The 21,394-nt window shown below is 63.6% G+C and carries 20 protein-coding genes; 14 read left to right on the top strand and 6 right to left on the bottom strand.

All coding sequences use genetic code 11. The annotated features are described in order from the left end of the window. Positions 1-3 precede the first annotated feature (3 nt). The 3 genes from glmU to glmS all read left to right on the top strand — a co-directional run bounded on the left by glmU (position 4) and on the right by glmS (position 4,174). Positions 4-1,296, top strand: a complete 1,293-nt coding sequence (gene glmU, locus BMX92_RS05595; protein ID WP_256213300.1) for a bifunctional UDP-N-acetylglucosamine diphosphorylase/glucosamine-1-phosphate N-acetyltransferase GlmU — start codon at positions 4-6, stop codon at positions 1,294-1,296. A 91-nt stretch (positions 1,297-1,387) separates the two neighbouring features. Beyond that, positions 1,388-2,239, top strand: coding sequence for a metallophosphoesterase (locus BMX92_RS05590; RefSeq protein WP_371262289.1), 852 nt, complete (start codon positions 1,388-1,390; stop codon positions 2,237-2,239). A gap of 111 nt (positions 2,240-2,350) precedes the next feature. Further along, positions 2,351-4,174, top strand: coding sequence for a glutamine--fructose-6-phosphate transaminase (isomerizing) (gene glmS / locus BMX92_RS05585; protein WP_093013187.1), 1,824 nt, complete (start codon positions 2,351-2,353; stop codon positions 4,172-4,174). A gap of 196 nt (positions 4,175-4,370) precedes the next feature. On the opposite strand, the gene BMX92_RS05580 is transcribed toward glmS, so the two are convergent. The 4 genes from BMX92_RS05580 to BMX92_RS05565 all read right to left on the bottom strand — a co-directional run bounded on the left by BMX92_RS05580 (position 4,371) and on the right by BMX92_RS05565 (position 11,158). Continuing rightward, positions 4,371-5,420: a tyrosine-protein phosphatase gene (locus tag BMX92_RS05580; RefSeq protein ID WP_093013184.1), complete on the bottom strand. Its 1,050-nt coding sequence runs from the start codon at positions 5,418-5,420 to the stop codon at positions 4,371-4,373. A 71-nt stretch (positions 5,421-5,491) separates the two neighbouring features. Further along, complete coding sequence (locus BMX92_RS05575) at positions 5,492-7,894, bottom strand: TonB-dependent receptor (protein ID WP_093013181.1); 2,403 nt, start codon at positions 7,892-7,894, stop codon at positions 5,492-5,494. Positions 7,895-8,115: 221 nt separating this feature from the next. Beyond that, complete coding sequence (locus BMX92_RS05570; protein ID WP_093013178.1) at positions 8,116-9,729, bottom strand: bifunctional GNAT family N-acetyltransferase/carbon-nitrogen hydrolase family protein; 1,614 nt, start codon at positions 9,727-9,729, stop codon at positions 8,116-8,118. 208 nt (positions 9,730-9,937) lie between these two features. Continuing rightward, the gene (locus BMX92_RS05565; protein ID WP_093013175.1) at positions 9,938-11,158 is read right to left on the bottom strand and encodes an NADP-dependent isocitrate dehydrogenase; all 1,221 of its coding nucleotides are present in this window, start codon (positions 11,156-11,158) and stop codon (positions 9,938-9,940) included. A 160-nt stretch (positions 11,159-11,318) separates the two neighbouring features. Between BMX92_RS05565 and BMX92_RS05560 the strand changes: the two genes are divergently transcribed. Together BMX92_RS05560 and BMX92_RS05555 are read left to right on the top strand one after the other, a co-directional pair. After that, complete coding sequence (locus BMX92_RS05560) at positions 11,319-12,053, top strand: phosphatidylserine decarboxylase (RefSeq protein ID WP_093013172.1); 735 nt, start codon at positions 11,319-11,321, stop codon at positions 12,051-12,053. Between the two features lie 187 nt (positions 12,054-12,240). Continuing rightward, positions 12,241-12,972 (top strand): CDP-alcohol phosphatidyltransferase family protein, encoded by a 732-nt coding sequence (locus tag BMX92_RS05555; RefSeq protein WP_093013931.1) that lies wholly within the window; start codon positions 12,241-12,243, stop codon positions 12,970-12,972. Between the two features lie 2 nt (positions 12,973-12,974). On the opposite strand, the gene BMX92_RS05550 is transcribed toward BMX92_RS05555, so the two are convergent. Next, entirely contained in the window at positions 12,975-13,202 is a 228-nt protein-coding gene (locus BMX92_RS05550) for a hypothetical protein (RefSeq protein ID WP_093013934.1), read from the bottom strand. A 255-nt stretch (positions 13,203-13,457) separates the two neighbouring features. Here BMX92_RS05550 and rpsB point away from each other — a divergent pair, with 255 nt between their 5' ends. The 3 genes from rpsB to BMX92_RS05535 all read left to right on the top strand — a co-directional run bounded on the left by rpsB (position 13,458) and on the right by BMX92_RS05535 (position 15,585). Further along, positions 13,458-14,216: a 30S ribosomal protein S2 gene (rpsB, locus tag BMX92_RS05545; RefSeq protein WP_093013169.1), complete on the top strand. Its 759-nt coding sequence runs from the start codon at positions 13,458-13,460 to the stop codon at positions 14,214-14,216. 100 nt (positions 14,217-14,316) lie between these two features. Beyond that, positions 14,317-15,243, top strand: a complete 927-nt coding sequence (gene tsf, locus BMX92_RS05540) for a translation elongation factor Ts (protein WP_093013166.1) — start codon at positions 14,317-14,319, stop codon at positions 15,241-15,243. Positions 15,244-15,354: 111 nt separating this feature from the next. Continuing rightward, positions 15,355-15,585, top strand: a complete 231-nt coding sequence (locus tag BMX92_RS05535; protein ID WP_143066730.1) for a type II toxin-antitoxin system Phd/YefM family antitoxin — start codon at positions 15,355-15,357, stop codon at positions 15,583-15,585. Between the two features lie 141 nt (positions 15,586-15,726). On the opposite strand, the gene BMX92_RS28360 is transcribed toward BMX92_RS05535, so the two are convergent. Next, positions 15,727-16,041 carry a lysozyme inhibitor LprI family protein gene (locus BMX92_RS28360; protein ID WP_371262288.1) on the bottom strand — a complete coding sequence of 105 codons (315 nt, stop codon included), beginning with the start codon at positions 16,039-16,041 and terminating at the stop codon, positions 15,727-15,729. 165 nt (positions 16,042-16,206) lie between these two features. Here BMX92_RS28360 and pyrH point away from each other — a divergent pair, with 165 nt between their 5' ends. Genes pyrH through rseP form a run of 6 tightly spaced genes read left to right on the top strand, consistent with a single transcriptional unit; the run spans position 16,207 to position 21,349 of the window. Further along, complete coding sequence (pyrH, locus tag BMX92_RS05525) at positions 16,207-16,932, top strand: UMP kinase (RefSeq protein WP_093013157.1); 726 nt, start codon at positions 16,207-16,209, stop codon at positions 16,930-16,932. Positions 16,933-16,939: 7 nt separating this feature from the next. Continuing rightward, complete coding sequence (gene frr / locus BMX92_RS05520; protein ID WP_093013154.1) at positions 16,940-17,497, top strand: ribosome recycling factor; 558 nt, start codon at positions 16,940-16,942, stop codon at positions 17,495-17,497. Positions 17,498-17,540: 43 nt separating this feature from the next. Then, positions 17,541-18,281, top strand: a complete 741-nt coding sequence (locus BMX92_RS05515; protein ID WP_093013151.1) for an isoprenyl transferase — start codon at positions 17,541-17,543, stop codon at positions 18,279-18,281. Positions 18,282-18,285: 4 nt separating this feature from the next. Beyond that, on the top strand, positions 18,286-19,065 hold the full coding sequence (locus BMX92_RS05510; protein WP_093013148.1) for a phosphatidate cytidylyltransferase: 780 nt from the start codon (positions 18,286-18,288) through the stop codon (positions 19,063-19,065). Beyond that, a complete protein-coding gene (locus BMX92_RS05505; protein ID WP_093013145.1) occupies positions 19,062-20,219 on the top strand; it encodes a 1-deoxy-D-xylulose-5-phosphate reductoisomerase in 1,158 nt (385 codons plus the stop codon). The genes BMX92_RS05510 and BMX92_RS05505 overlap by 4 nt, the downstream gene beginning before the upstream one ends. Further along, positions 20,216-21,349 (top strand): RIP metalloprotease RseP, encoded by a 1,134-nt coding sequence (gene rseP / locus BMX92_RS05500; protein WP_093013142.1) that lies wholly within the window; start codon positions 20,216-20,218, stop codon positions 21,347-21,349. The genes BMX92_RS05505 and rseP overlap by 4 nt, the downstream gene beginning before the upstream one ends. Positions 21,350-21,394: the final 45 nt, after the last annotated feature.

The raw sequence follows: 21,394 nt of genomic DNA, 5'->3' as shown, positions 1-21,394 counted from the left end.
CGCATGAAATCCGCGTTGCACAAGGTGCTGCACCCCATCGCCGGGCGGCCGATGCTGCTGCACCTGCTGGCGAGCGTGGCCGAACTGGCGCCCGAGCGGCAGGTGGTCGTAGTCGGCGCGGGGCGCGAGCAGGTGGAGAAGGCCGTGGCCGGCACCGGCGCGATCGTCGCGGTGCAGGCGCAGCAACTGGGCACCGGCCATGCGGTCGCGCAGGCGCATGACGCATTGGCGGGTTTCGCGGGCGATGTGCTGATCCTCTATGGCGATGTGCCGCTGGTGAGCGCGGGCACGATGCGGGCGATGCTGGACCGGCTGAGCCGGGGGGACGAGCCGCGCGCGGTGGTGCTGGGCTTCCGTCCCGATGACGCCGCTGCCTATGGTCGGATCATCGCCGACGGGCAGGGCATCATCGGGAAGATGGTGGAATATAAGGACGCCAGCGAGGATGAGCGCGCCGTCACCCTGTGTAATAGCGGGCTGATGGCGGTGCGGTCGACCGACCTGTTCGTGCTGCTGGACCAGATCGGCAACAATAATGCGGCGGGCGAATATTATCTGCCCGATATCGTCATGCTGCCCGGCGGCACGAGCGCCGTGATCGAGACGGAAGCCTGGGAAGTGGCGGGCGTGAACAGCCGGATCGAACTGGCGGGCGTGGAAGCCATGTGGCAGGCGCGCCGCCGGATCGAGGCGATGCGCGAGGGCGTGACTCTGGTGGCGCCGGAAACGGTGTTCTTCGCGCATGACACCGTGCTGGGCCGCGATGTGGTGGTGGAGCCGAATGTGGTCTTTGGCCCCGGCGTGACCGTGGCGGACGATGTGGTCATCCACGCTTTTTCCCATCTGGAGGGCGCGACCGTCGCCAGCGGCGCGGATATCGGCCCCTATGCGCGGCTGCGGCCGGGCGCGGATATCGGACCCAAGGCGAAAGTCGGCAATTTCGTCGAGATCAAGAAGGCGACTTTGGGCGAAGGCGCGAAGGTCAATCACCTGTCCTATATCGGGGACGCCAGCGTGGGGGCGGGGACCAATATCGGCGCGGGCACCATCACCTGCAATTATGACGGCTTCTTCAAGTACAAGACGGAGATCGGCGCGGGGGCGTTCATCGGATCGAACAGCGCTTTGGTGGCGCCTGCGACGATCGGCGATGGGGCGATCGTCGCGGCGGGCAGCGTGGTGACACGGCCGGTAGAGGCGGATTCGCTCTGTCTGGTACGGCCGGAGCAGGTCGGCAAGGTCGGTTGGGCAGCAGCGTTCCGCGCGCGGATGCAGGCGAAGAAGGCGGCGAAGTGAAGGTGCTCCTGCGCAGGCAGGAGCCCAGGATGCAGGGCACGTCGTTCGACCCTGGGCTCCTGCTTTCGCAGGAGCACGGCATCCGGTGAGCATAAGGCGGAAAGTCCTTTGGCTGCTGCTCGCGCTGATCCTGCTCAGCGCGGTTTTTGCGCTCTGGTTGCTCCACAATGCGCGGGCCATGCCGATCGTGCAGCGGGCGGAGATTGTGCTGCCTTTTCCCGCCGATGTGCCCGCAAGGCCGCTGACCGTCGCGCTGCTGACCGACACCCATTTGTCCGGGCCGGATAATAGCCCGGAGCGGATGGGCCGGATCGTGGCGCAGATCAACGGGCTGAAGCCCAACCTGATCCTGCTGGGCGGCGATTATATCGGCGATGACAAGGGCGGGGCGACCTATGATGCGCGGGCGAGCATCGCGCCCTTTGCCGGGCTGCGCGCGCCGATGGGCGTGGTCGCGGTGCTGGGCAATCATGACAGCCGCAGCAAGCTCAATCGACGGGCGCTGAACGGGCCGGACTGGCAGGCGGCCTTTGCGCGCATCGGTATCACTTTGTTGCAGGATGGCGCGGTGCGGCGCGGGCCGCTGGCGATCGGCGGGCTGAAGGATATCTATACGCGCAAGATCGACATGGCGGGCACGCTGACGGCGATGGCGCAGGTCGGCGGCGCGCCGGTCATCCTGTCGCATGGGCCGGACGTCTTCCCGCTGCTGCCGGACAAGGCTTCGCTGACGCTGGTCGGCCATACCCATTGCGGGCAGGTCGCCATGCCTTTCATCGGCGCCATCTATGTGCCGTCAAAATATGGCACCCGCTATGCCTGTGGCCTGTATCGCGATGGCGACAAGGCGATGATCGTCGCAGGCGGGGTGGGCACCAGCGGCTTGCCGTTCCGCATGCTCGCGCCGCCGACAATCTGGCTGATCACCATTCGACCCCGATGAATTTCTTTTCATCTTCGGGCCATGGCGCTGTTGCGGGACCGGCGTTAATGGCATGGCGATAAAGCGGCCCTATAGGGGCGCGATCTCATCTGTTCGACGGGGCTTTCCTTCATGTGCGGCATCATTGGTATCATCGGCAAGGACGAGGTTGCGGAGCGGCTGGTCGACGGGCTGAAGCGACTGGAATATCGCGGCTATGACAGTGCGGGCGTCGCCACCATCCATGATGGCGCGATCGAGCGGCGCCGGGCCGAGGGGAAGCTCAACAATCTGGTGAAGGAACTGGTCGCCGAACCGCTGCCCGGCACGACCGGCATCGCCCATACCCGCTGGGCCACCCATGGCGCGCCGACGACCAGCAACGCCCACCCCCATGCCACGGGCGAAGTGGCGCTGGTGCACAATGGCATTATCGAGAATTTCAAGGCGCTGCGCGAGGAACTGATCGGGCGCGGCCGGGTGTTCGACAGCCAGACTGACACCGAAGTCGTCGCCCATCTGGTGAGCGAACTGGTGGAGCAGGGCGCATCGCCCAAGGATGCAGTGGCGCAGGTCTTGCCGCGCCTGCATGGCGCCTTTGCGCTGGCGATCGCCTTCCGCAGCCATCCCGACATGCTGATCGGTGCGCGGCTGGGGTCGCCGCTGGTGGTGGGCTATGGCGATGGCGAAACCTATCTGGGGTCCGATGCCCTTGCGTTGGCGCCGCTGACGCAGCGCATCGCCTATCTGGACGAGGGCGACTGGGTCGTCATCACAGCCGATGGGGCGGAGATTTTCGACAAGGATAACAAGCCTGTCGAGCGGCCGGTGACGATCAGTGGCGTGTCCGGCGCGATGATCGACAAGGGCAATCACCGCCATTTCATGCAGAAGGAAATTTACGAGCAGCCGGTCGTCGTGGCCCAGACGCTGAAAGCCTATCTGCAACGGATGGATGACCGCGTGTCGCTGCCGATCCCCGATTTCGACCTGTCGGCCATCCGCCGCGTCACCATCGTCGCGTGCGGCACCAGCTTCTATGCCGGCATGGTTGCGCGCTACTGGTTCGAGCAATTTGCGCGCGTGCCGGTGGATTTGGATTTCGCCAGCGAGTTTCGCTATCGCGAGCCGGTGATGGAGGAGGGCGGTCTGGCCCTGTTCATCAGCCAGTCGGGCGAGACGGCCGATACGCTCGCCGCTCTACGCTACGCGCGCGCGCAGGGGCAGAAGATCGCCGTGGTGGTCAACGTGCCGACCAGTTCGATGGCGCGCGAAGCGGACCTGTTGCTGCCCACCCATGCCGGGCCGGAAATCGGCGTGGCGTCGACCAAGGCCTTTACCTGTCAGCTCGCGGTGCTGGCCGCCTTTGCCGCCAATCTGGCGCGGGCGAAGGGGCGGCTGACCCCGGCGGAGGAAAAGGAAATCGTCCGCCATCTGGCCGAAGCGCCCGCCGCGATCAACGGCGCGCTGGCCTATGACGAGGCGATCGAGGCGATGGCGCATCATATCGTGCCGGCGCGCGATGTGCTCTATCTGGGCCGCGGCACCGACTATCCGCTGGCGCTGGAAGGGGCGCTGAAGCTGAAGGAAATCAGCTATATCCATGCCGAGGGCTATGCCGCAGGCGAGATGAAGCATGGCCCCATCGCCCTGATCGACGAACTGGTGCCGGTGATCTGCATCGCGCCCAGCGGGCCGCTATTCGAAAAGACCGTCAGCAATATGCAGGAAGTGCAGGCGCGCGGCGGCAAGGTGGTGCTGATTTCCGACTATGACGGCGTGCAGGCGGCCGGCGAAGGCTGCCTTGCCACCATCACCATGCCCAAGGTCCATCCGCTGATTGCGCCGATGGTCTATGCCGTGCCGGTGCAGTTGCTGGCCTATCATGTCGCGGTGCTCAAGGGCACCGATGTCGATCAGCCGCGCAATCTGGCGAAGAGCGTTACGGTCGAGTGAGGATGAAGGTGGGAGGGGATGGCCCCTCCCGCCAAAGCATCACGCGCTAAATTTGGATTATCTTTCAACCCGTTCGCCCTGAGCGAAGTCGAAGGGCACGACTGAGCCGCAGGCGAAGTTCCTCGCTTCGCCCGGTTGAGGGCTTCGACTTCGCTCAGCCTGAACGGTGCAGATTAAAGCGCGATGCTCTACGGGATCATTCCGTATAATGGGCTCGTAGTGCGGCGAGGTCGACTTTCGATACGCCGGCTTCCTGCGCCAGATAGGCGTCGACCGATCCCCATTTCTTCTCGATTTCGTCGAAGGCGAAAGCGAGGAAGGCGGTGCCTTCCGCCGTCTTGAGAGGTTGCGGCTTCGCGGCGGCCGGGTTCTGCTGATAGCGGGCGAACATCTGCGCCACCGGATCGCCGGCATGGGCGGCCGGATCGATCTTCGGCATTTCCCATTCGGGGCGGCGATAGTCGGTGGAGAGGTGATAGTCGGTCAGGATGACATCGCGCGGGACGCCCAGCGCCGACAGGATCATCGCCGTGACGAAGCCGGTGCGGTCCTGCCCGGCTGAACAATTATAGGCGATGGCGCCATCCCGGTTCAGCAGGTCGGCGAATACCAGCTTCAGATGCGGCGCCAGCATGGTCGGCATGGTGCGATAGACGCCTTCGCCATTGCCGGGGTTGTTGCCCTTGAGCAGGCTGCTCATCGAATAGCCGATCGCCTGATAGGGCACGCCTTCGATCCGGCTGGGCGCCAGCACGCGTTCCTCGCTCGACCGCAGATCGACGAGATGGGCGAGGCGCAGGCCCTGAATCTGGGTCAGGTCGTTCGGGGTCAGCATCGGCTGGCCGCCAGACCGGTAGATCAGGCCCCAGCGGACATGCTTGCCACCCGCCGCCGGATAGCCGCCTATGTCGCGGAAATTCGATCCCTGCTCCAGCGGCAGCAACCGTTCGGCGACGCGAACCGTCTGGCCGGACTTGCTGTCTCGGATCAGGAAATAGGGCCGCTCGCCGGGATTGACGGCGACGCTGGCGCGGCCGTCGCGATTGGCCTTCGCCACCAGGGTCATGGCCTTCACCGGCGCATCCGCATCTTCGGAGCGGTAGATGTCGACCGGATCGGCATCGGTCCAGTTCAGCGTCGCTTCGCCCGGCGCCGTGCGGTTGACGGTCGGGGCTTCGATCGTGCCGGCCGAGGCGGCGGTCGCGGCGGCAAGCGAAAGGAGGGGGAGCAGGAACAGGCGTTTCATGACGATATAGTCCGATAGTAATATGGCGTATTAATGACGGGGGCCGATTTTATCGACCCCCGTCTGCTGCGTCAGAAGCGGATGTTCATTTCGCCGCCGAAGGTGCGCGGTTCGTTGAAGAAGCCGTTCATGCCCGAAGTGGGGCTGAGCGCCTTGTAGAACATATGCTGTTCGTTGAAGAGGTTGCGCGTCCAGAAGGCGAAGCTCAGCTTTGCATCGCCATAACCCAGGTCGATATCGCCCACGGAAATGCGGCTGTTGACGATGAACGACTTCTCGCCCTTGGGCTGATAGATGTTCCCGGTCGCGTCCGGCCCGGTATAGACCGGATCGTTATTGCTGGCATAGAAGCCGGAGTCATAATTCCCGTCGACATGGGCGCGCAGGGTCAGGCCGTTGAGCGGCAGTTCATAATCCACCGCGCCGCTGGCCGAATATTTCGGCGTATAGGTCTGATAGATCGGAACCGCGACCGTGCTGGTGACGCCTGCGGCGTTCGGATAGGGGTTCACCGTCGCCGGGATATGGACATATTGATAGGACCAGCTGCCGGTCAGCGTCAGGCCCGTCAGCGGATTGACCGTCAGTTCCGCTTCCACGCCATGCACGCCGCCGGTGCCGGGGGCATTGATGGTCGACGTGGTGGTCCGCGTCGTGCGGACGCCGCCCGTTTCGTAGGGACGGCTGAAGTCGACCTGAATGTCCTTATACTCGCCGGCATAGCCAGCGATATTGAACCGGGCATGATTGTCGAAAAACTCAGTCTTGGCGCCGATTTCGAAGATCGACACGGTTTCCGGGTTGAACGCATCATAATTTTGCGAGCGAGAGTTGGCGCCGCCCGACTTGTAGCCGGTGCTCCACTTGCCATAGACATGGACGTCCTTCGACAGGTCGACCGCCAGATTGACCATCGGGTCGACGCGCGACCAACTGGCGTCCAGGCCGATCGGGCCGGACACGCCATCGCGGTTCACCGGCAGGGCGTTGTTCACGATCGTCAGCGCGCCATGCTTGCTGTCCTTCGACCAGCGCAGGCCGCCGGTCAGGTGGATCGCATCATCGAGCAGATCGGGGGTCCAGGTCGCCTGACCGAACAGGCCATAGCTTTTGGTCTTCACATGGCTTTCGCGGTCGATCGCCTGCGCGCCATAGTCGATCTGGCGAATGACATAGGCGGAGCCGGCAGCATTGGTGAACTGGTTGGTGTAGAAGGCCTGCGCATTGTCATGCACCTTCTCCTGATAATAGAGCGCGCCGCCGACATATTTGACGCGGCCGATTTCGCCGATCGCCTGGAATTCCTGGCTCCATTGATCCTGGTCGAACATGGCCAGGCTGTAGCGGGCGAAGTTGACGCCGGTGAAGCCGCCCGACGCATTGGCGGCCAGCGTGGCGGCGGTGGCCGACATGGTGGTCGCGGCAGAGCCATTGTCCCACTGGCTCTGGCTGAGCTTGCGGTAGGAACTGATCGACTTGAAGGTCAGGTCATCGGCCGCTTCCCATTCCATGGTCAGGCGGTGGCCATGGACCTTGCCCACGCTGGGCTGCATCGGCACGCCGACATTGGCGGTGCCGATGCGGTTCGGCTGGACCGTGCCCAGCGCAGCCTGCGTATTGGTGCCCGCCGCCACCAGATTGAGGTAGAGCGAGGTCGATTCATCCTTCGAAATATCGAAGCTGTAATCGGCGCTGAAGGTGGAGGACGGGGTCCACAGCGCTTCGGCGTGGAAACCCTGCTTGTCATATTGGTTGAAGCCGGCGGCGCCGGACAGCGGGTTCTTCACCAGCGGATCGCGATGGGCGACGACGCCGTCGACCTTCACCGCGATATTGTTGAAGGCCGGAAGGTCGAGATGGACTTCGCCCTTATACTGGCCATAATTGCCCATGCCGCCGGTGGCGTTCATGTGGAACTCGCCGGTCGGCTTCTTGGTGGTGATGTTCACCGCGCCGCCTTCGGTATTGCGGCCGAACAGCGTGCCCTGCGGACCCTTGAGCACTTCGACATTCTCGATATCGAACAGGGCGGTGCCCAGACCCTGGGCGCGGCCCAGATAGACGCCGTCGACATAGACGCCGACGCCCTGATCGCGGGCGGGCTGGTTGCCGTCTGACAGGACGCCGATGCCGCGGATATTCACGATCAGCGCCGAGTTGCGCGAATAGAAGGGCGCGATCTTCAGCGAGGGGATGGCGCCGTCGCCCAGATCGACCAGCGAGGTCACATGGCGGTTGACCAGATCGTCACTGCGCATCACCGAAATGGAGATCGGCGTGACCTGAAGGTCTTCCTTCCGCTTCTGGGCGGTCACGACGATCTGGCCGAGGCCGTCACCGGCATCGCCTGCATCGGCGGCTTCACCCGCCACGGCGGCGGGGGCTTCCTGTGCCGCGACGGCGGCTGTCTGGCAGGACGCCAGAAGGATCAGAGTGTAAGCGGTCGTCGCCGCCCAGCGGTGCTGGCGCATCATGATAGGTCCCCGAATATGGATTGGTCCCGCTTCAGTGCGGGTTCGAGGGAGCGGCTAGGCGTCCAATATTTCGGCTTCGGGAATGTTTGATTTCTGATTTGTGAATTACATAAATGTAATGCTTCCAAATTGTTACAAGCAGCAATGCAGAATGGCACCGCCCGCGATGTCGCGGGGGCGTTTACGGGGGCAAGGATGTTTGGTGCGGGGAAGCGGTGTCGTCAGCCGCCGCCGGGCGAATTATGGCCACCGGCTGGCACAGGGCCGCCGCTGGGCGCATGGCCATGATCCGGATTGCTGTCCCATTCGATATGATAGAGGTCGAAGCGGCGATCGCGCAGGTTGCGGACGGTGCCTTCCGCCCGTGCCCAGCTCAGGTCGGCGAGGTTGACGTCCGCCATGGTCAGCGTTTCGACATTTTCGGTCGATTCCGCCGCAATGCCGTCCCGCGCGAAGGGGAGGTCGCAGGGGGTCAGGATCGCGCTCTGGGCATATTGAATGTCCATATTGTCGACATTGGGCAGATTGCCGACATTGCCGGACATCACGACATAGCATTGATTTTCGATCGCGCGGGCCTGCGCACAGTAACGCACGCGCAGATAGCCGAGGCGCGAGTCGGTGCAGAAGGGGACGAAGATGATGCGCGCGCCCTGATCGACCAGGCGGCGGGCCAGTTCGGGAAATTCGCTGTCATAGCAGATGAGCACGCCGATCGGGCCGCAGTCGGTCTGGATCACGTCGAGCGAGTCGCCGCCCTTGATGTTCCACCAGAAGGCTTCGTTGGGGGTCGGGTGAATCTTTTCCTGCGTATGGATGGAGCCGTCGCGCAGGGCGACATAGGCGATATTCTGGATATCGCCATCGTCGGCGCGGGTCGGGTGGGAGCCGCCGATGATGTTGATATTATATTCCAGCGCCATCCGCCCCAATTCCCTGGTCAGGCGCGGGGTGTAGCCGGTCAGCTTGTCGATCGCCTCGACCGGGGTCAGCTTCTTGGTTTCGAAGGAGAGCAGGGGCAGGGTGAAGAGTTCGGGGAAGATGATGAAGTCCGAGCGATAGTCCGCCGCGACATCGACGAAATATTCGAGATTGCGGATGAATTCGTCGAAATCCTGCACGGCGCGGGCCTGAAGCTGGCAGGTGGCGATGCGGACGCTTTCCACGCCGCGCGGCACGCGCATTTCGGGCGCTTCGTCGGGATCGACATAGGGATTGCGCCAGACCAGATGGGCGGCGTGGCCGTCCGACTGCTTGTCTTCGGGCAGGTAATTTTCGAGGACGCCGAGCGGTTCGAACTGGTTCTTGAGCTGGAAGCTGATCACCTGATCGCGCATCTTGCCGGTCACGACCTTGTCCAGATAGTCGGCCGGGCCATGGACGCGGCGCTTGGCGCGGGCATAGCCGGGCATGCGGCCGGCGATGACGATGCCGTGCAGGTCCAGTTCTTCCGCCAGTTCCTTGCGCTCGTCATAGAGGCGCTGGCCGATGCGCAGGCCGCGCAGCTTGGGATCGACCGCCATTTCATAGCCATAGAGCCATTCGCCCGCCGCGCTGTGGCGGGTGCCGAAGCCATTGGCGGTAATCTCGTCCCAGTCATGGACGGCGAAGGCCATCGTCTTGCTGACGCGCATGGTGGCGCAATAACCGACCACCTTGTCGTCATAGAGGGCGACGAAACAGCCATTGGGGAAATTGTTGATCTGACCCCGGATGGTGGCCAGCGAATAATTTGGCATGCCGGGATAGGCGCGGGCGATCAGCCGCTGAATGCCGCGCACGTCGGACGGGACCGCGGCGCGGACGTCCAGGCGTTTCTTGGTGGCGGTTGTCACTGCGCTATCTCCCTCGTCGCAATCTGTCGGCAGCCGTTCCCCGGCGAAGGCCGGGGGCCAGTCCTGCGGGCGGAACTGGACCCCGGCCTTCGCCGGGGAACGGCCATTTTGAGGCCGTATTAAAAAGGAAAAAGCGGCGCCGGGTATCCGGCGCCGCCTCATTCCGCTTCCGTACTGAACCGCGCAGGCGCAGATCAGTTCCCTACTTTCAGGCCCACTTGGCCATTTCGGTTTCCAGGTTGACGCGGATCGCTTCGAAGAACTGTTCCGTGGTCATCCACGCCTGTTCCGGACCTATCAGCAGCGCCAGATCCTTGGTCATCTTGCCGCTTTCGACGGTCTGGATGCAGACCTTTTCCAGCGTTTCGGCGAACTTCACGACGTCTGGCGTGCCGTCGAACTTGCCGCGGAAGGCCAGGCCCTGGGTCCAGGCGAAGATCGAGGCGATCGGGTTGGTCGAAGTCGCCTTGCCCTGCTGGTGCTGGCGATAGTGGCGGGTGACGGTGCCGTGGGCGGCTTCGGCTTCCACCGTCTTGCCGTCGGGCGACAGCAGGACCGAGGTCATCAGGCCGAGCGAGCCGAATCCCTGTGCGACAGTGTCCGACTGCACGTCGCCGTCATAATTCTTGCAAGCCCAGACGAACTTGCCGCTCCACTTGAGCGCCGAAGCGACCATGTCGTCGATCAGGCGGTGTTCGTAGATGATGTTCGCAGCCTTGAACTGGTCGGCGAATTCGCTGTCGAACACTTCCTGGAACAGATCCTTGAAGCGGCCGTCATAGGCCTTGAGGATGGTGTTCTTGGTCGACAGGTACAGCGGCCATTTGCGGTCGAGCGCATAGTTCATGCTGGCGCGGGCGAAATCGCGGATCGAATCGTCCAGATTGTACATGCCCATGGCGACACCGGCCGACGGGAAGTTGAACACTTCCTTTTCGATCTTCTCGCCATTTTCGCCATCCCACACCATGGTCAGCTTGCCGGCGCTGGGCACCACGAAGTCGGTCGCCTTATACTGGTCGCCGAAAGCATGGCGGCCGATGACGATCGGGTCGGTCCAGCCCGGAACCAGACGGGGGACGTTCTTGATGACGATCGGTTCGCGGAACACGACGCCGCCCAGAATGTTGCGGATCGTGCCGTTGGGCGAGCGCCACATCGACTTGAGGTTGAATTCCTCGACGCGGGCTTCGTCCGGCGTGATGGTGGCGCACTTCACGCCGACGCCATATTCCTTGATCGCGTTGGCGGAATCGATCGTGATCTGATCGTTCGTTTCGTCACGCTTTTCGACGCTGAGGTCGTAATATTTCAGATCGATGTCGAGATAGGGGAGGATCAGGCGCTCGCGGATCCATTCCCAGATGATCCGGGTCATTTCGTCGCCGTCGATTTCCACGACGGGGTTTTTCACCTTGATCTTCGCCATAGCGCCTATTCGCCTTCTTTCTCTTGGGTGGAATATGGGGACGCCCTAGGCAAAGCGGCGGCAATGTTCAACCATTCAGGGGCAGGAATCTGGCCTGTGGGGAGCCATGGACGGGATCGGTCGTTGTCAGGGGGCAGGTCTCTGCCTAAAGACGGTGCCCATGGACAATGACGAGATCACGATTGCTGCGGGCAGCAATGTAAAATGGCGCTTCCCTTCGGTGCATCCGGAGGGGATGAAATTCGGCCTGATCGCTGCGGCGATCACCGGTATCCTGTTCCTGCTGGGATGGGAGATTGTCGGCTGGCTGATGGTCATGGTGACGATCTGGGTCTTCGCCTTCTTCCGCGATCCGGTGCGCGCCGTGCCGCAGGATGATGGCGCGATCATCGCGCCGGCCGACGGTCTGGTGACGCTGATCCAGCGCGTGCCCCCGCCTCGCGAAATGGCGGGCGCCAACGGTCTGGGCGATCAGCCGCTGATCCGCGTGTCGATCTTCATGAGTGTGTTCGACGTTCATATCAACCGCACGCCGATCGGCGGGACGATCAAGCAGGTCGTCTATATTTCGGGCAAGTTCCTGAATGCGGACCTCGATAAGGCGAGCGAGGATAATGAGCGCCAGCATATCCTGGTCGAGCGGCATGACGGGCTGCGCGTCGGCTTTACCCAGATTGCGGGTCTGGTCGCGCGCCGGATCGTGCCTTTCGTCAAGCCCGGCGACATGGTCGCGGCGGGGCAGCGCATCGGCCTGATCCGTTTTGGCAGCCGGGTCGACGTCTATCTTCCGGCCGGGACCGCGCCGCGCGTGATCCTGGGTCAGCGCACCATTGCGGGCGAGACGATCCTGGGCCAGATCGGCGACCGTCGCGTGGTGGCGGGTATTCAGCAGTGACGATTATTCGGTTTTTCACCTCCGTTCGTGCCGTTCGAGCGAGCCACTTGTCTCGCTCGAATGTCGAAGGGCGCGCGCGCCCTTCGACAGGCTCAGGGCGAACGGCTGTTGTGAATGAAGGCCTTCCGGCATGAGCCGCCAGCGGCGCACCGTGCCGCGCGGACTGCGGCGGGGCATCACGTTGCGGATGCTGGCACCCAATGCGGTGACGGCGATGGCGCTGTGCTTCGGCCTGACCGGGGTGCGTTATGGCATTTCGGGGGACTGGGAGCGGGCGGTGCTGTCCATCCTGTTCGCCGGTGTGCTGGACGGACTGGATGGTCGCATCGCGCGGATGCTGCGGGGCGAGAGCCGTTTCGGTGCGGAACTGGATTCGCTGTCCGATTCGATTGCGTTCGGCGTGGCGCCGGCGTTGATCCTCTATCTCTGGTCGCTGCACGCCATGCCGAAATTCGGCTGGATCTTCGCGCTGACCCATGCGCTGTCCTGCGCCCTGCGGCTGGCGCGCTTCAACGCCAATATCGATGCCGGGGAACAGCCGCACAAGTCGGCCGGCTTTCTGACCGGCGTTCCCGCGCCGGCCGGGGCGGGGCTGGCTTTCGTGCCGCTCTATCTGTGGCTGGTGACGGGCGAGGAAATCTTCCGCGCCTGGTATGTCGTCGCGCCCTGGACCGCTTTCTGTGCGTTCCTGATGATTTCCAGCATCGCCACCTATAGCTGGACGGCCTTGCGCCTGCGCAAGCGCATCCGGCTGGAGGTGATCGCGGTGGCGGGGCTGATGGCGGCGCTGCTGGTGACGGACCCCTGGCTGACCCTGTTGATGATCTGCGCCGTCTATGTAGCGCTGATCCCGTTCGGTATCCTGTCCTACGCCAAGGTGAAGCGGCAGCGCGAAGCGGCGGCGACCGTTACGGAATAAGATCAGGCGGGAAGGGCGTGCCCCTGAGCGGGGGCGCCCGCCTTGCGCAGGCTGTGCGTCACGCGCGGGCGGCTGACGCGAATGTGATAGACTTGCGGCGTCTGCGGGATCGGTTCGAACAGCAAGGCGGCCACCATCTTGTCATGATAGGTGGCGAACATCCATGCGATGGTCGCGATCGCCAGCAGGAAGGCGCCGGAAAAGAGAGTCGCTGCAACAAGAGTGAACATGTCGACCACTTTCTGTCTTGCCATGGCAACGCCATGGCGCATTATGATGTAACCAACGGGCGTTAACCCTATTTGTTCCGCCTGTTCCCTTTATGTTCTCATTCGGGAACGACGTCAAGCCTTGCATTCGGATTTTTTCGCGTCTAATGGCGCGACCATTCCACATGGGAATCGACATATCCGGTGCCGTGCATCGCCTTTGAGGTGATCCCGCGGTTCCTGATTCCCAGAGGGCCAACCGGAAGGAGAACTATTATGGCGGCACCTGTCGTCACCATGCACCAATTGATCGAGGCTGGCGCCCATTTCGGCCACCAGACCCACCGTTGGAATCCGCGCATGAAGCCGTACATCTTCGGCGAGCGCAACGGCATCCACATCCTTGACCTGTCGCAGACCGTGCCGCTGTTCGGCCGCGCGCTGGACTTCGTGTCGGCGACTGTCGCCGCCGGTGGCAAGGTGCTGTTCGTCGGCACCAAGCGCCAGGCGCAGGACCCGATCGCGGAAGCCGCTCGCAAGTCGGGCCAGCACTTCGTCAACCATCGCTGGCTGGGCGGCATGCTCACCAACTGGAAGACCATTTCGGGTTCGATCAAGCGCCTGAAGACCCTCGAAGAGAAGCTGTCGGGCGATACCCACGGCTTCACCAAGAAGGAAGTCCTTCAGATGACCCGCGAGCGCGAGAAGCTGGAACTGTCGCTGGGCGGCATCCGCGACATGAACGGCATCCCTGACGTGATGTTCGTGATCGACGCCAACAAGGAAGAGCTGGCGATCAAGGAAGCTAACACCCTGGGTATCCCGGTTGTTGCCATTCTCGACTCGAACGTCTCGCCCGACGGCATCGCTTTCCCGGTTCCCGCGAACGATGACGCCAGCCGCGCCATCCGTCTCTACTGCGACGCGATCGCCGCCGCCGCCACCAAGGGCAACCGTGGTGCGCAGCAGGCTTCGGGCGTCGACCTGGGTGCGCTGGCCGAGCCGGAAGCCGAAGAGATCGCCGTTCAGGCCTGATCCGCGGTCTTCGAACTGCAAGAATGACAGGCTAGGGCGCGCTCTTCGGAGACGCGCCCTGCCGCATATTTAAACCCTCTCAGAATTTAGGAGCCTCAACATGGCCGAGATCACTGCTGCCGCCGTCAAGGAACTGCGCGACCGTTCGGGCGCGGGCATGATGGATTGCAAGAAGGCGCTCACCGAAGCCAATGGCGACATCGAAGCGGCAACCGACTGGCTGCGCGCCAAGGGTCTGGCCGCCGCGCAGAAGAAGTCGAGCCGCACCGCTGCTGAAGGTCTGGTCGGCGTTGCCGTTGCCGGCACCAAGGGCGTTGCCGTCGAAGTGAACAGCGAAACCGACTTCGTCGCCAAGAACGACCAGTTCCAGGACTTCGTTCGCACCGTTTCGGCCGTTGCGTTGGAATCGGGCGCTGCTGATGCAGAAGCCCTGTCGGCGCAGGCGCACCCGGCTGGCGGCACCGTCGGCGAAAAGCTGGTCGCCAACATCGCCACCATCGGCGAGAACCAGAATCTGCGCCGCGTCGCCCATGTCGAAGTGACCGAAGGCGTCGTCGTCCCCTATGTCCACAATGCCGCTGCGCCGGGTCTGGGCAAGATCGGCGTGCTGGTCGCGCTGGAAGGCAATGCGCCGGCCGACGTTCTGGAGCCGCTGGGCAAGCAACTGGCCATGCACATCGCCGCCGCTTTCCCGCTGGCGCTGTCGGCTGCCGACATCGATCCGGTCCTGCTGGAGCGTGAACGCGCCATCGCCGCCGAAAAGGCTGCCGAATCGGGCAAGCCCGCCGAAATCGTCGCCAAGATGGTCGACGGCGCGGTCGCCAAGTTCGCCAAGGAGCAGGCTCTGCTCTCGCAGCTGTTCGTGATGGACAACAAGACCCCGGTCGCCGACGTCGTCGCCAAGGCCGCCAAGGATGCCGGCGCGTCGATCACGCTGAAGTCCTATGTCCGCTTCCAGCTGGGCGAAGGCATCGAAAAGGAAGTCAGCGACTTCGCCGCCGAAGTGGCTGCCGCTGCCGGCGTCTGATCGCTAGTCTAGCGTTACGGAATAAGGGAAGGGGCGTCCTTAAGGGGCGCCCCTTTTTCGTTGGAGTTCGGGCATATTGAGCGATGGAGTGAAATCTCTTATTATATCGCCATGGATCGCCATATTTCCGCCAGTGACGCCGATCGGCATTTTTCGGATATGCTTCGGGAGGTGGTTGACGGTGAGAGCTTCACTATCACCTCCGAAGGGCGCGCGGTGGCGCGGGTGATGCCGGTTGATCCGCCGTCGCAGAAGGAGGCTGTGCGGAGGTTGCTGGCCTATGTATCGACTTTGCCTAGGCGCTATTCCGGCGACTGGAAGCGCGAAGATCTGTACGAGTAAGCAGCGTCGGGCTGCCAAAGAGCGGCGGATCTAATCCTAAACGCCGTTCGTCCTGAGCCTGTCGAAGGGCTGTTTTTCTTAGAGAAAAGGGCGGGGCTTCGACAGGCTCAGCCCGAACGGCCCTAAATTCGATCTGAGGTGTTACGGCTGGAAGCGTTGCTGCAATTGATCGACGCGCTGCTCGGTCATGTCCGCCAGACAGGTCAGTCGAACAAAATCCTCCAATCGGCCTCCAGCGGCGTAATTCTCTGCCCCGCATTCGGCATCCCTCCACGCCAGCCAAGCCCGTTGCGCCTTCACTTGCTGCGGGGAATGGGGAACGGACTTCCAATACCTGTTGTGCGTAGCGTCGGCCTTGTAGTAAGCGGTTTTGGCGCAGCCGAGTAAGTCGTCCGTCAGACCGGAATCACATCTGCTATCATGTGCGCCGGTTGCGGCAGCTAATATCAGTAGCATAAGGGGCATGGCTTACTCCGGCGATCTTCGTCGGATGCTAAGCGGTCGTTCCGATCTAGCCAATTCCTTTCCTTCATTCCGGCAACAATCGCCCTTCCCATCGCGCGCGCGCGCCTCTAATGTCCCGGCCGCTTTCCCTTTCCACTACAAGGATTCTTGCCCCGCATGACCCGGCCTGCCTACAAGCGCATCCTGTTGAAATTGTCCGGCGAAGTGCTGATGGGGCAGGGGCAGTTCGGCATCGAGCCGGAAACCGTCGCCCGTGTCGCAGGCGAGATTGCGGCCGCAAAGGACGCCGGTTTCGAACTGTGCATCGTCGTGGGCGGGGGCAATATTTTCCGTGGCCTCGCCGGTGCGGCCAAGGGCTTCGACCGGGCGAGCGCCGACTATATGGGCATGCTGGCGACCGTGATGAACGCGCTGGCGGTGCAGAATGCGCTGGAAAAGCTGGGCTATGATACCCGTGTCCAGTCGGCCATTCCGATGGCGTCGGTGTGCGAGCCCTATATCCGCCGCAAGGCCGAGCGCCATATGGAGAAGGGCCGGATCGTCATCTTCGCGGCGGGCACCGGCAGCCCCTTCTTCACCACGGACACCACCGCAGCGTTGCGCGCGGCCGAAATGAACTGCGACGCGCTGTTCAAGGGCACCAGTGTCGATGGCGTCTATAATGCCGATCCCAAGCAGGTGCCCGAAGCGGTCCGTTACGAAACGATCAGCTTCGATCAGGTGCTGAACGATAACCTCAAGGTCATGGACGCCAGCGCCATCGCCTTGTGCCGTGAGAATAATATTCCGATCGTCGTGTTCAATATCCGTGAAACCGGCAACCTTGCGACGGTTCTGGCCGGGCAGGGCGTGGCGACGATCGTGCAAAATCAGGAGCGTTGAGAAGACCATGCCGCAATATAACAAAGCCGACCTCGAACGCCGCATGGCCGGCGCACTCGAATCGCTGAAGGGCGACCTGTCCGGTCTGCGCACCGGCCGCGCCAATGTGATGCTGCTCGATCCGGTGACGGTGACGGTCTATGGCGCGTCGATGCCGCTCAACCAGGTGGCCACCGTGTCCGCACCCGAACCGCGCATGCTTTCGGTGCAGGTGTGGGACAAGACCAATGTCGGCCCCGTCGACAAGGCGATCCGGTCTGCGGGCCTGGGCCTGAACCCCATTGTCGACGGCCAGACGCTGCGCCTGCCGATCCCCGACCTGACGGAGGAACGCCGCAAGGAACTGGCCAAGCTGGCCAGCAAATATGCCGAAGGCGCGCGCATCGCAGTGCGCAACGTCCGCCGCGATGGCATGGACAGCCTGAAGACCGACGAGAAGAAGGGCGAAATCAGCGAGGATGATCGCAAGCGCCTGGAAACCGAAGTCCAGAAGCTGACCGACAGCGCGATCGCCGATCTCGATGCAGCGGCGACCGCGAAGGAAAAGGAAATCCTCGGCCAGTAAGCCGGGGCTTTCCTTTCGCGGCCAAGTCACGCATGTCCTACTGATGGCCAGTCAAGCCAAGCCAGACCTTACCGCCGCAGCTCCCGTCCATGGCGCGCGCCACGTCGCGATCATCATGGACGGCAATGGCCGCTGGGCGAAGAAGCGCCTGCTGCCCCGCGTCGCCGGCCATCGTGCCGGCGTGGAGGCGGTGCGCAAGGTCGCGCGCGCGGCGCAGGATCTGGGGCTGGAATGCCTGACGCTCTATGCCTTTTCCTCCGAAAACTGGAAGCGGCCGGCGAGCGAAGTGTCCGACCTGATGGGGCTGCTGCGCCATTTCATCCAGTCGGATATCGAGGAATTCCACGCCAATGGTGTGCGGTTGCGGATCATCGGCAATTATCGCGCGCTCGATCCATCGCTGGTCGAGCTGATCGACGGGGCGATGGCCCGGACCGCGGCCAATACGGGGCCGGTCATCGCGATCGCGCTCAATTATGGCGCGCAGGATGAGATGGTCCGCGCCGCGCAGCGCATTGCCGAGCGCGTGGCCAAGGGCGAACTGGCGACGCAGGATATCGGCATCGACGCGATCGATGCGGAGCTGGACACGGCCGACCTGCCGCCGCTCGATCTGCTGATCCGCACATCGGGCGAGCAGCGGCTGAGCAATTTCATGCTGTGGCAGGCCGCCTATGCCGAACTCTATTTTACCGACATGCTATGGCCCGATTTCGACGGTCGGGCACTGGCGGGGGCGCTCGACGCCTTTCGAATGAGGGACCGCCGGTTCGGCGGATTGTGATCCTATGACAAGCGAATTGCGCACCCGTACCGTTGTCGGCGTCGCGCTGATCGCGATGGCGCTGGGCGCCCTGCTGTCCGGTGGGCTGCTCTTCTGGATGCTGTTGGCGGTGGCGGGCGTGCTGATGCAGGGCGAATGGGGTGACCTGACTGGCGCAACGCCGGAACAGCGCAAGGCGGCGATGTTCGCAGTGTCGATCCCGCTGGCGCTGCTGTGCCCGCTGGCGGCCGGGGTGGACTGGGCGGTGCTGGCGGCGGGGGCTGCGGCCTTCTTCTTCGTGTCATTTACCAGCCGGAATGTGAAGCTGGCGCTGGGTATCCCCTATATCTGCATTCCGATCACTGCCTTGCAATTTCTGCGGGGCGAGCAGCCCTATGCCTATGGGCTGCTGCTGGCCTTCTGGGCGCTGGCGCTGGTCTGGGCGACGGACATCGGCGCCTATTTTGCCGGCCGATCGATCGGCGGGCCGAAGCTGGCGCCGCGCATCAGCCCGTCCAAGACCTGGTCGGGGCTGGCGGGCGGCGTGCTGGCCGCGCTGGTGCTGGGCGGGCTGCTGCATCGTTTCGCGCATCTGCCGATCCAGTTGGCGGCAGCGAGCGGCCTGCTGGCGGTGGCGGCGCAACTGGGCGATCTGCTGGAAAGTCATATGAAGCGCCGGGCAGGGGTGAAGGATAGCGGCACATTGCTGCCCGGTCATGGCGGGGTGATGGACCGGCTGGACGGTGTGGTCGCCGCTGCGCCGCTGGCGGCTCTGCTCTATCTGGTGCTGGTGCAGGGCGGATGAAGCGGGTTTCGATCTTTGGCGCGACCGGGTCGGTCGGGCTGTCGACGCTGGATCTGGTGCGGCGCGATCCCGATGCGTATCGCGTCGTCGCGTTGACCGCGAACAGCGATGTGGACAGTTTGGCGACGCAGGCGCGCGAGACGGGCGCGCAGGTCGCGGTGATCGCGCAGGCGCATCTGTATGGCGCGTTGAAGGACGCCTTGGCCGGATCGGGTATCGAGGCGATGGCGGGCGAGGCGTCGCTGGTCGAGGCGGCGTCGCTGGACGTCGACTGGACCATGGCGGCGATCGTGGGTTGCGCCGGGCTGCGGCCGACCATGGCGGCGCTGAAGACCGGGCGCACGGTGGCGCTGGCCAACAAGGAATCGCTGGTGTCTGCCGGCGGCCTGATGATGCAGGCGGCGCAGGCTTCGGGCGCGACCCTTTTGCCGGTCGATAGCGAGCATAATGCGATCTTCCAGTGTCTTGTCGGCAGTTCTTTGGACGATGTTGCAAGAATTACCCTGACCGCCAGTGGCGGGCCGTTCCGCACGCGCAGCCGGGCCGAGATGGCGGACATCACCCCGGCGCAGGCCGTGGCCCATCCCAACTGGTCGATGGGCGCGAAGATCAGCGTCGACAGCGCGACGATGATGAACAAGGGGCTGGAACTGATCGAGGCGGCGCATCTCTTCCCGGTCGGGCTCGACCGGATCGAGATATTGGTGCACCCGCAGTCGGTGATCCATTCGATGGTCGAATATCGCGACCGTTCGACGCTGGCACAGCTCGGTTCGCCCGATATGCGCATCCCCATCGCCCACGCTCTGGCCTGGCCGCAGCGGATCGCCACGCCATGCCAGCCTCTGGACCTGGCACGCATTGGCAGGCTTGACTTCGAAGCGCCTGATCCGGATCGTTTTCCCGCGCTGCGACTGGCACGCGCGGCGGCGGCGCAGGGCGGGGCGACACCGGCCATCCTGAATGCGGCCAATGAGGTTGCCGTCGCGGCATTTCTGGCCGGGCGCATCGGCTTCCTTGATATTGCCATGATTGTAGAGGATGTGTTGGAACGATATGGCGCTCCAACGCCCGGCGCGATCGATGATGTGCTGGCGGCGGACGCCGAGGCCCGTATTCGCGCGGGCCAAGTGATGGAAAGATTGACGGCTTGATCCACAATCCCGGTTTCCTGATGACCGTGCTGGCTTTCGTGGCGGTCATTGGACCGCTCGTGTTCGTGCATGAGCTGGGTCATTATCTGGTCGGCCGCTGGTGCGGGGTGAAGGCGGAGGCCTTTTCCATCGGCTTTGGTCCCGAAATCTTCGCCTGGGTCGACCGGCGTGGCACCCGCTGGCGCGTCGCGGCGCTGCCGCTGGGCGGCTATGTCCGCTTCAAGGGTGACATGAACGCGGCCAGCATGACCGATCCCGCCTGGCTGGAAATGTCCGCGAAGGACCGGGCGGAAAGCTTCCCCGCCAAGCCGCTGTGGCAGCGCGCGGCGATCGTGGCGGCTGGGCCGGCGATCAATTTCCTGTTCGCTATCCTGATTCTGGCGACCTTCGCCTTCGTCCATGGCGAAAGCCGGACGCCGGCGGTGGCGGGACTGGTGCAACCGGGCAGCGCGGCGGCGGCGGCTGGTATTCGTGCGGGCGACCGGATCGTGACGCTGGGCGGCCGGACGATGGAAACATTCGACGACATCCGCCTCTACGCGCAGATTCGCCCCGGCGAACCGGTGGAAATGGTGATCGAGCGCAAGGGCGCGCGGATCGTGAAGCAGGGCCGGATCGGCAGCGTCAGCGAAGATGACGGGCTGGGCAACAAGTTCAATGTCGGTCGGCTGGGTCTGGCGCCGGGCAAGCCGGTGGTCGAGCCGGTCAGCCTGCTACGCGCGCCGGTCGTGGCGGTGGAGCGGACCGGGCAGATCGTCCGCACCATGGTCGAGACGATGGGGCAGATTTTCAGCGGCGGACGATCGGTCAAGGAACTGGGCGGGCCGCTGAAGATCGCGCAAGTGTCCGGTCAGGCGGCGACGATAGGGCTGGAGAGCTTCATCATCTTCATCGCGCTCATCTCGATTAACTTGGGGTTCATCAACCTGTTGCCAATTCCCATGCTGGATGGCGGGCATCTGCTTTTTTACGGGATCGAGGCGGTGCAGCGGCGGCCGGTCAGTGCGCAGGCGCAGGAATGGGCCTATCGGTCCGGTCTGGCGGTGCTGATGGCGATGATGCTGCTGGTGACTTTCAACGATTTGTCGTCTTTCGGGCTATGGAAAAGCCTGTCCGGCTTGATCGGCTGACGCGCATCGGGCAGGGATGCGCCGTTCGGCGACGTCTGTTGCGGC

It is taken from the genome of Sphingobium sp. YR768, from assembly GCF_900111125.1.
GTDB lineage: Bacteria > Pseudomonadota > Alphaproteobacteria > Sphingomonadales > Sphingomonadaceae > Sphingobium.
The sequence above is the reverse complement of the archived record's forward strand: the minus strand, read 5'-3'. Positions and strand labels throughout refer to the sequence as shown.

Excerpts from the sequence above, each read along its gene's own strand:
- glmU (WP_256213300.1), top strand. The coding sequence starts at position 4 with ATGAAATCCGCGTTGCACAAGGTGCTGCACCCCATCGCCGGGCGGCCG.
- glmS (WP_093013187.1), top strand. The coding sequence starts at position 2,351 with ATGTGCGGCATCATTGGTATCATCGGCAAGGACGAGGTTGCGGAGCGG.
- BMX92_RS05580 (WP_093013184.1), bottom strand. The coding sequence starts at position 5,420 with ATGAAACGCCTGTTCCTGCTCCCCCTCCTTTCGCTTGCCGCCGCGACC.
- BMX92_RS05575 (WP_093013181.1), bottom strand. The coding sequence starts at position 7,894 with ATGATGCGCCAGCACCGCTGGGCGGCGACGACCGCTTACACTCTGATC.
- BMX92_RS05565 (WP_093013175.1), bottom strand. The coding sequence starts at position 11,158 with ATGGCGAAGATCAAGGTGAAAAACCCCGTCGTGGAAATCGACGGCGAC.
- BMX92_RS05560 (WP_093013172.1), top strand. The coding sequence starts at position 11,319 with ATGGACAATGACGAGATCACGATTGCTGCGGGCAGCAATGTAAAATGG.
- BMX92_RS05555 (WP_093013931.1), top strand. The coding sequence starts at position 12,241 with ATGCTGGCACCCAATGCGGTGACGGCGATGGCGCTGTGCTTCGGCCTG.
- BMX92_RS05550 (WP_093013934.1), bottom strand. The coding sequence starts at position 13,202 with ATGTTCACTCTTGTTGCAGCGACTCTCTTTTCCGGCGCCTTCCTGCTG.
- rpsB (WP_093013169.1), top strand. The coding sequence starts at position 13,458 with ATGGCGGCACCTGTCGTCACCATGCACCAATTGATCGAGGCTGGCGCC.
- tsf (WP_093013166.1), top strand. The coding sequence starts at position 14,317 with ATGGCCGAGATCACTGCTGCCGCCGTCAAGGAACTGCGCGACCGTTCG.
- BMX92_RS05535 (WP_143066730.1), top strand. The coding sequence starts at position 15,355 with ATGGATCGCCATATTTCCGCCAGTGACGCCGATCGGCATTTTTCGGAT.
- BMX92_RS28360 (WP_371262288.1), bottom strand. The coding sequence starts at position 16,041 with ATGCTACTGATATTAGCTGCCGCAACCGGCGCACATGATAGCAGATGT.
- pyrH (WP_093013157.1), top strand. The coding sequence starts at position 16,207 with ATGACCCGGCCTGCCTACAAGCGCATCCTGTTGAAATTGTCCGGCGAA.
- frr (WP_093013154.1), top strand. The coding sequence starts at position 16,940 with ATGCCGCAATATAACAAAGCCGACCTCGAACGCCGCATGGCCGGCGCA.
- BMX92_RS05515 (WP_093013151.1), top strand. The coding sequence starts at position 17,541 with ATGGCCAGTCAAGCCAAGCCAGACCTTACCGCCGCAGCTCCCGTCCAT.
- BMX92_RS05510 (WP_093013148.1), top strand. The coding sequence starts at position 18,286 with ATGACAAGCGAATTGCGCACCCGTACCGTTGTCGGCGTCGCGCTGATC.
- BMX92_RS05505 (WP_093013145.1), top strand. The coding sequence starts at position 19,062 with ATGAAGCGGGTTTCGATCTTTGGCGCGACCGGGTCGGTCGGGCTGTCG.